Annotated in this window: 5 protein-coding genes; 3 read left to right on the top strand and 2 right to left on the bottom strand. The window is 40.7% G+C overall.

Going from position 1 to position 6,422, the window contains the following annotated elements; genetic code table 11:
- The first annotated feature begins 83 nt into the window (after positions 1–83).
- Positions 84–1,892, top strand: coding sequence for a menaquinone biosynthesis decarboxylase (locus G6W42_RS10295; protein WP_194173930.1), 1,809 nt, complete (start codon positions 84–86; stop codon positions 1,890–1,892).
- A gap of 806 nt (positions 1,893–2,698) precedes the next feature.
- Here G6W42_RS10295 and G6W42_RS10290 read toward each other — a convergent pair.
- Together G6W42_RS10290 and G6W42_RS10285 are read right to left on the bottom strand one after the other, a co-directional pair.
- Positions 2,699–2,875 carry a hypothetical protein gene (locus G6W42_RS10290; protein WP_194173929.1) on the bottom strand — a complete coding sequence of 59 codons (177 nt, stop codon included), beginning with the start codon at positions 2,873–2,875 and terminating at the stop codon, positions 2,699–2,701.
- A 361-nt stretch (positions 2,876–3,236) separates the two neighbouring features.
- On the bottom strand, positions 3,237–4,256 hold the full coding sequence (locus G6W42_RS10285; protein WP_194173928.1) for a hypothetical protein: 1,020 nt from the start codon (positions 4,254–4,256) through the stop codon (positions 3,237–3,239).
- Positions 4,257–4,319: 63 nt separating this feature from the next.
- Here G6W42_RS10285 and G6W42_RS10280 point away from each other — a divergent pair, with 63 nt between their 5' ends.
- Positions 4,320–5,141 (top strand): thiamine-phosphate kinase, encoded by an 822-nt coding sequence (locus tag G6W42_RS10280; protein WP_194173927.1) that lies wholly within the window; start codon positions 4,320–4,322, stop codon positions 5,139–5,141.
- Positions 5,119–6,243 (top strand): tRNA pseudouridine(13) synthase TruD, encoded by a 1,125-nt coding sequence (gene truD, locus G6W42_RS10275; RefSeq protein ID WP_194173926.1) that lies wholly within the window; start codon positions 5,119–5,121, stop codon positions 6,241–6,243. Before G6W42_RS10280 ends, truD begins: the two co-directional genes overlap by 23 nt.
- The last annotated feature ends 179 nt before the right edge of the window (positions 6,244–6,422 follow it).

The following is a 6,422-nucleotide window of genomic DNA, read 5'->3' as shown; positions in this document are numbered from 1 at the left end:
ATATTATTGAAACACGGCGTATTATCATCGATAGATCCTTATAGTATTTTGGTTATAATACCATAAATTCATAAGGGAAAAATATGGACTACATCAAGCTTTTAAAAGATAACAGCCTACTTAGGGTGATCGAGGAGCCAGTGGATATCGACCTAGAGATCGCACACGCTAGCTACATCGAGGTCAAGCGCGATGGTTCACAGGCACTTCTTTTTACAAACCCAGTCTGCAAAAAAACTGGGCGTAAATTTGCCCCAGTGCTTACAAATATCTACGGCTCAAAGCGTGCTTTAGAGCTTATTTTTGGTCGTGATCCTAACGAGATCGCTGCTGAGATAGAAAAGCTTTTAAAGCCCAAAAAACCTGAGAATTTCAAAGAAAAGCTTGACTTTTTAGCCTATCTTTTTAATATGAGAAAGATATTTACCAAAAGGCTAAATGGCGAGGGCGAGTGCCAGCAGGTCAAATTTATAGGCGAGCAGGCTGATCTTTTGAGCCTGCCTGCGCTAAAGACGTGGCCGTATGACGGAGGTGCTTTTATCACGATGGGGCAAGTCTATACGCAAAGCCTTGATGGCGCGCTGCAAAATTTAGGTATGTACCGCTTGCAAATTTATGATAAAAATCGCCTTGGCATGCACTGGCAGATCCACAAAGACGGCGCAAATTTCTTTCACGAGTATAAGCGCGCAGGCCGTAAGATGCCAGTCTCTGTGGCGATCGGTGGCGATCCACTCTATATCTGGTGCGGTCAAGCGCCGCTGCCAAAGGGCGTCTTTGAGCTGCTTCTTTACGGCTTCATCCGCAAAGAGCCAGCCAAGCTTGTAAAATCGCTAACCAATAAAATTTACGTCCCGCACGACGCTGACTACGTTATAGAGGGCTTTGTCGATACGACTAAGAGCGAGCTTGAGGGGCCATTTGGCGATCACACTGGCTTTTACACGCCAGTTGAGCCGTTTCCAGTGATGGAGGTCACGGCGATAACGAGCAAGCGTGAGCCCGTATTTCACGCGACCGTGGTTGGCAAGCCGCCGCTTGAGGATAAGTATATGGGCTGGGCGACTGAGCGTATTTTCTTGCCGCTTTTGCGAACGACCGTGCCAGAGCTACTAGACTACAATATGCCTGAAAATGGCGTCTTTCACAACCTTATCCTAGCAAAGATCAACGCCCTTTATCCAGCGCACGCAAAGCAGGCGATGCACGCGTTTTGGGGAGTTGGGCAGATGAGCTTTGTAAAGCATGCGATTTTTGTAGGTAGCGATGCACCAGAGCTAACGGAATACGACAAATTTGCAGACTTTGTGCTTGATAGATTTGGCAGTGAGAGTGTGCTGATAAGCCAAGGCGTGTGCGATCAGCTCGATCACGCGAGCCCGAACTCGTGCTTTGGTGGCAAGCTAGGCATCGACGCGACGCAGGACTTTTGTAAATTTAGCCCTGTAGTTTTAAGTGATGAGGAGCTTTTGGCTAAATTTCAAAGCGTTGTGCCAAATGTTAGGGAGCTTAGGCAGTTTAAAAAGCAGAGTAAAACGCCTATTTGCGTGGTGAAATTTGAAAAAGACCGCCCTGTAAAAGAGCTATTTTCTAAGCTTTTGGAATTTAGGGAGTTTTTCAAGCTTCTAGTCGTAGTGGATATGCAAAACTACCTAGAAAACCCATATATGCTGCTTTGGCGTGTTACAAATAACATAGATGCCTTGCGTGATATCTACGTAGAAGGCGAAAATTTCTGCGTGGATGCGACGAGCAAGAGTGAGCTGGAGGGCTATATGCGTGGCTGGCCTATGCAAACTGACTGCGAGTGCGAAGTGGTGGCTGAGCTTATTAGGCGTAGCGTTGTAAAAGATGAGCCAGAGCTTTTTCATAAATTTGAGATATTTGGGTAGGGTTGTAGCCTAGTGGATTTGGCACGCTCGTGCGTAAAAGCGCAAGAAAATGCGCTCAGTAGCCAAGCCCATGTACTTATCTTCAAGCGGCGGCTTGCCGGTCGCAGTCGTGTGAAATGCTGCCTCCCTGTTTGCTGGCCGTCTTCATCGCTTAAAATGGCTCAACCGGCGTGTAAAAGCCAGTGTGATCGCTCAAGTTCGCTCTTGGCCGTATAGGCAAAGCTCTTGATTATTAAGCTTTAAATTTAATTTAGCATTTTGGCTTGGTTATCGCCCTCTGCTTTTTTAAATTTTGCTCTAAATTTGCCAAATTTATCAAAATACTAAAAATAATATGCAAAAATTTACGTAAAATAATATGATTTTGCCTTGCTGGAGATAAAAATTTAGAGTTATGCGCTAGTAAAATTAAAATTTGATTTGTTGCGATGAGACTAAAAACTTTTAAATTAAAAAACTAAAAGTGTAAAAACTTTTAAATTTAATAAAGCTAGCAGGTTACGGGCGTGTTTTTTATAAAGTTGTGTTGTGCCAGTTTTGGTAAATTTGCATGTAAATATAAAGCATTGCCGGCCGACTTTTTCTAATAATTTTTTAGTTTTTAAATAGTTGAAGTTAGCGTATTGGATCAAATTTAAAACAAAGACCTTGCAGAATTTAAAATAAAACTAGCAAATTATAGATTGTATTTTAAGTCAGGCTGTGTGCTTATTTTGGACTGAAATATAAAACCTTGCCTGCTGGTCTTTCGCTTTAAAACAAATTTGGTGCAAGAGGACAAATTTATAAGAAAACCTAAAATAATGCTAGTAAATTTGGCTTATAAATTTGCTAGATAATGCCATTGTGTGGCGATCTGTTTGGTTGTTTTTAGGCTCGCTTTTTTTATCGATAGGTAGCGGTGTTATAAATTTAGATGTAACCGAAATTTTACTAAATGAAGTTTCAAAAAGATCATCTATTGTTTTGAGTAAATTCGTCATTTTGGTGCTGCAAGGCGAGTGTAGGCATAAATTTTAGAAGTGGTTAGCAAAAGCATTGACAAGTCTAGTTTAAAAATTTACCTTTGACTACCGACATCTTGTCTTTTAGGCGTTATTGTCTTGGCATAAACCTAAATTTACAAGTTTTGCTAGCTTAAAAAATATCACGCAGTAATTTAAATTTTGTAGCCTTGCAAGCTTGTTTTAAAACTCTTAAATTTAAAAATCTAATAGTTAGTTCATAACTTAGCTATTTAGTTTTTAAATGTGCTTTTGGGTTGTTTTAGGCTCGCGCGGTTGTCTGTTTTGTTGCTAGTCTAGCATTTACAGCGTCTTTTATATCTTGTTTTTTGACGCAAGCTCACAAATTTACCAAACCGACCTTCAAAACATGCTCTTTTAGCCCGCTTGGTATCTCGCCATTTTCAAGTGCCATTAGCTCGCTCGCTCTTAGAACATAAAAGTCTTGCAAGCTTCTGTTGGCAGACTTCTCAAGCTTTTTTGCTAGCGTGTCAAAGATATAAAACTCGGCCTCGTTGCTAGCTAGTAAAAAATCAGCCCCACTGTCAAATGCAGCAAAAATGATCTCGCTAGCAAGCTTGCAAGCAAGCTCTTCATCAGCCTTTAAAAGATTATATCCACAAGGAATTTTTAGATCTAGCTCGATGAAATTTGCTCTAAAATCGCTTAAGTTTGCGGGCAGCTTATCTTTTATGGCTATCTTAAACTCTTTAAATTTACTAAGTTTTTCTATCTTTTCAAGCTCGCTTTCATGTTTTTGCGTTGCTTTTATGCCTAAAATTTCTTTGAAAAAATCAATCGCTTCGGTGTATTTTTCGCTACCTTCAAAGAATAGATCATCAAGCTCACAGGCTATCAAAACGCCATTTTTGCCGCTTATGAGCTTTAAAATTTCATCATTTTTCTCATTTTTGTAAAGATGATGAGCTAGCATTATCGCGGCAGCTCCTATGAAATTTGGCTCATACTCTCTCACAAAATCAGCGTAGAAATAGGGCTTAAAGCTAGCGTATAGCTCTTTGTCGGCTCTTTTGCAAAAGCTAGTAAATGGCTCAAATTTCGCCCAAAAATCATCATCATTTATGGCAAGGTTTAAAACCGCTCTTTTTTCGCTAAGCGGGGCTATGCAAAGCTCGCTACCAAATTTTTGAGCTAAATTTGCAAGTGGCTGGGCGGTGCTAACTACGACACCATTTACCTTGACAAAGTCTTCAAATGGGCTAAAATAGGGGTCTATGCTCTTCACGTTGGCAAAAAGCTCGTTTAAGTTTGCAAAGTCTGAAATCTCTAAAAAATAGGGCTTAAAATATGCCAAAACATCTCTTTTCGCGTCAAATCTAAAAATCTCAACTCTTTGCATCTGCATCCTTTTTTTGGGCTTATTTTATCCTAAATTTAAAAGGAGTTTCATTATAATAGCTCAATGGATAAAGAAAATTTTACGATTGCATGCTTTAGTAACGCATATATCGGCGATGATGCAGCAGTGGCTGGCAAGATGGTCTTTAGCAAGGACATATTTGCGCAAAACTCGCACTTTAAGCTTGGCTGGCTAAGCCTTGAAGAGATCGGCTACAAGGCGATGATCGTAAATTTTTCAGATACGATCGTGATGAATGCTAAGCCTAAATTTGCCCTTCTAGGGCTTAGTCTGCCAAAGAGCTTCACGCCTAGGCAGATCAGCGAGCTAAGTAGGGGCATAAATAGGGCGTGCGAGGAGTTTGGCGTAAAGATAATTGGCGGTGACACGATAAGTAGCCCCATTTTAAACATAAGCGTTAGCGTGATCGGTGAGCTAAAGGGCAGGGCTGTGCTTAGGAAAAATGCTAAATTTGGCGATCTAGTCGCATTTACTGGCAAGCTTGGCGGGAGCAAAAAGGGGCTAAACTCACTTCTAAGACTGGCCCAAATTTCAAAAAACTCACGATTTAAAAAGCCAGTTTTAAGAGATAAATTTTTTTACAAAGCAGCCCATCTGCTAAATTCTGCCATGGATATCTCAGACGGGCTAAATACCGACTTTGGCAAGCTTTTAAAGGCTAGCAAAAAGGGCGCTAAATTTACAAAAAAGCTAAGCAAATTTGAGCTTAGTAGCGGCGAGGAGTACGAGGTTTTATTTACCTTTAGCCCTAAAAATTTAAGCGCTATAAAAAGGATCGCCGATAAAACTAGGACAAAGATCAACATCTTTGCCAAAATTTCACACAAAAGGTTAAGACAAAATGCAAGAAGCCACCACTTTTAAGCCGCTCTATGCGCTCACTCATGCGCCCATCGAGGCATATTTTTCTAAAAATTCAGATGATTTTGTCGTGCGCGAGATACCGCTTTATGAATTTAGCGGTGACGGCGAGCATTTGATCGTTGAAATTTCTAAAAAAGATATGACGACAAGCGACGCTTTGCACGTCTTTAGCGAGGTTACAGGGGCAAAAATGCGCGACTTTGGCTATGCTGGGCTAAAGGACAAGCAGGGTATGACGACGCAGTTTATCTCGATGCCTCGTAAATTTGAGAGCGCGCTTGCAAACTTTAGCCACGAAAAGATGAAAATTTTAAATTTAAATGTGCATAAAAACAAGCTTCGCATCGGACATCTAAAGGGCAATAGCTTTTTCATCCGCCTAAAAAAGGTGCTGCCAAGTAGCGCTAAAAAGCTCGAGCAGGCATTTGTCAGCATCGATAAAATGGGCTATGCAAACTACTTTGGCTATCAGCGTTTTGGTAAATTTGGCGACAATGCTACAACTGGGCTGGAGCTACTTAAAAACGGCACGATAAATGGCAAAAAGAGCAAAAATGTAAAGCTAAATGACTTTTTGATCTCAGCCTATCAAAGCGATCTTTTCAACCGCTATCTTAGCAAAAGGGTTGAAATTTCAAGGTTTGTAAGCGACTTTAGCCTAAATGAGCTAGGCGAAATTTATAAAAAATTTAGCAAGGATGATCTAAAGGCGATGAAGGCGCAGGAGAGTTTTTTTAAGCTGCTTCCTAGAGAGGTCTTGGGACACTATCCATTTGGTAAGCTCTTTTTGTGTGAAAATTTAGATCAAGAGGCGCAAAGATTTGCTAGGCGTGATATCACAAGCCTTGGTCTCATTGTCGGCGCAAAGGCCTATGAAGCAAGTGGCGTGGCAAAAGAGCTTGAGGATGAAATTTTCGCTGAGGCGTTTTTGCTAACTTCAAAGATCGCTGGCTCAAGGCGCTTTAACTGGGCGTATCTTGAAAATACAAGCTACAAATACAACGAAGAAAACGCTCACTTTAGCTTAAATTTCACACTTCAAAAGGGCTCATACGCCACGGTTGTGTTAGAAGAAATTTTGCATAAAAATATATTTGAGTAGGGTAAATTTAAAGATAGATTAAAAAGGGTCGCTGGCTAAATTTAGCTAGGTGAAATTTAAAAAGGTCTAGCCGGAGCTAGACCTAAAAATATTAGCTTAAGAGATAAAAACTTAAGTTCTAAAGACGCTTAGTTTAGTATTTAGCGCATCTGTCATCTTGTTTAGATGCTCAGCCGCAG

The organism is Campylobacter concisus, assembly GCF_015230015.1.
In the GTDB taxonomy this organism is placed as follows: domain Bacteria; phylum Campylobacterota; class Campylobacteria; order Campylobacterales; family Campylobacteraceae; genus Campylobacter_A; species Campylobacter_A concisus_AF.
The sequence above is the reverse complement of the archived record's forward strand: the minus strand, read 5'-3'. Positions and strand labels throughout refer to the sequence as shown.

Excerpts from the sequence above, each read along its gene's own strand:
- G6W42_RS10285 (WP_194173928.1), bottom strand. The coding sequence starts at position 4,256 with ATGCAAAGAGTTGAGATTTTTAGATTTGACGCGAAAAGAGATGTTTTG.
- truD (WP_194173926.1), top strand. The coding sequence starts at position 5,119 with ATGCAAGAAGCCACCACTTTTAAGCCGCTCTATGCGCTCACTCATGCG.
- G6W42_RS10290 (WP_194173929.1), bottom strand. The coding sequence starts at position 2,875 with ATGACGAATTTACTCAAAACAATAGATGATCTTTTTGAAACTTCATTT.
- G6W42_RS10295 (WP_194173930.1), top strand. The coding sequence starts at position 84 with ATGGACTACATCAAGCTTTTAAAAGATAACAGCCTACTTAGGGTGATC.
- G6W42_RS10280 (WP_194173927.1), top strand. The coding sequence starts at position 4,320 with ATGGATAAAGAAAATTTTACGATTGCATGCTTTAGTAACGCATATATC.